We start from the raw sequence: 1,425 nt of genomic DNA, 5'->3' as shown, positions 1-1,425 counted from the left end.
GTTGAGGCGCGTTCCTTCGGGAAGACCCCTACTTCCGTCTCTGCACAGCTCCAGGCCACTGGTGAGCCAACTGCAGAGGTGAACGATTTATCCTATGTCTGTATCATAACTTACGGTTTTGCAGGTTTTTTGGGGGATTTATAGAAATTTAATCCGGCCATACCCGCAAAAGGGATCCCTTGCCGTCGGCTCTTCCGCGGCTTCTCGGGCCTGACTGGGCAATCACCTATGCACTTTTCGGAATAGATTGCCGCAACCGGTTCCGGGCCCAGGGCACCAATCCCGTATTCGGCCAGTCTCCGCAAAATTCTGATTTCTTCTATTTCACCGCCTGCGCAAGTGCCTGCAGCCCTGCTCGCAGACGTTCCTCGATGTCGGCCTCTAGCTGTAGTGTTCCGGCAGCGTCCAACTGAATTTGAGAACTCAGGATATAAACCCCTCTCAGGATGTGGGTTGCCCCCATCACCGCCAGCACAGGTTTCATCGCAAAGTCGATGGCCAGCAGATGGGCCAGGGTTCCCCCGGTGGCAATGGGGAGAATCACTTTACCGGTAAAGGCGTCTTGATCCAGCAAATCCAGCAGTGCCTTCAACACACCTGGATAGGAGGCTTTGTAAACGGGAGCAGAGATGACGATCCCGGTAGCTTGGGCCACCTTTTGCTGAATTGCCTTGAGTTGAGGGCTATCGAACTTGGCCAGTGCCAGATCCTCTGGGGGCAAATCCCGCACCGAAACAAACTGAGTGGTCAATCCCAGATCGGACAGGATCCCGGCAGCGTGATGTAAAACGGCTTCTGAGCGAGAAGGAGTGCTGGGACTACCGGAGAGCAGGAGGATGCTGGACATAGGCCGCAGACAGAATACTGCCTCAGTTGTACCAGGGATCCCATGTGAAAGATGATTAACCCACTCTCGCCCTGCCCCAGCATGCACGATAGCTTTGTCTCTCGACGTCATTCCCTGCTGGTCAAATTGCGGGCAAAATATGCCCCCCGACTCCCCACCTACTCAAGGGGTCGGGAACGTGATAGGTTAGATTCAGCAAGGGTTTCAGCTTGCTAAACTTGAGATTGATTTACGCGGGCGTAGTTCAGTGGTAGAACGCTAGCTTCCCAAGCTGGATGTCGTGAGTTCGAGTCTCATCGCCCGCTTTCCCCAACCAACCGGCAAAACCCGCTTTCCGCAAGCATTCCCGGACTTGGCCTAGTCCGGGAAATCAATGAGCTCAAGGTAAAAAGGGGTAGTTCGGGGTCAGTAAGATCTCCTTGGCCAGTGCCCAGTTAGGCAATGAAGCATGCAACTTTACGAGTACGACTTCTATGCCTGGACGCAAAAGCAAGCCGCACTGCTGAAATCGGGGCAGTGGGATCAACTGGATATCGCCAACTTGGTGGAGGAAATCGAGGCTTTGGGCAGGCAAGAAC

At 54.2% G+C, this 1,425-nt stretch carries 2 protein-coding genes, 1 tRNA gene and 1 riboswitch; of the genes, 2 read left to right on the top strand and 1 reads right to left on the bottom strand.

What is annotated here, in order from left to right:
- Nucleotides 1-5 precede the first annotated feature (5 nt).
- A riboswitch (Glutamine riboswitch) is annotated at nt 6-87 on the bottom strand.
- 232 nt (nt 88-319) lie between these two features.
- The gene (gene ssuE, locus NW819_RS14000) at nt 320-847 is read right to left on the bottom strand and encodes an NADPH-dependent FMN reductase (RefSeq protein ID WP_414414120.1); all 528 of its coding nucleotides are present in this window, start codon (nt 845-847) and stop codon (nt 320-322) included.
- 233 nt (nt 848-1,080) lie between these two features.
- On the opposite strand from ssuE, the gene NW819_RS13995 reads away from it, so the two are divergent.
- Nucleotides 1,081-1,152, top strand: a tRNA-Gly gene (locus tag NW819_RS13995).
- A gap of 143 nt (nt 1,153-1,295) precedes the next feature.
- Nucleotides 1,296-1,425, top strand: a 130-nt coding sequence (locus NW819_RS13990; RefSeq protein ID WP_414414121.1) for a DUF29 family protein, incomplete at its 3' end; no start/stop codon positions are given.

The sequence above is a fragment of the Synechococcus sp. R8-2 genome (assembly GCF_047461715.1).
Classification (GTDB): Bacteria; Cyanobacteriota; Cyanobacteriia; order Thermostichales; family Thermostichaceae; genus Thermostichus.
This window is presented reverse-complemented; position numbering and strand designations above follow the sequence as displayed.

Coding starts and splice junctions, on each gene's coding strand:
- ssuE (WP_414414120.1), bottom strand. CDS start 847: ATGTCCAGCATCCTCCTGCTCTCCGGTAGTCCCAGCACTCCTTCTCGC.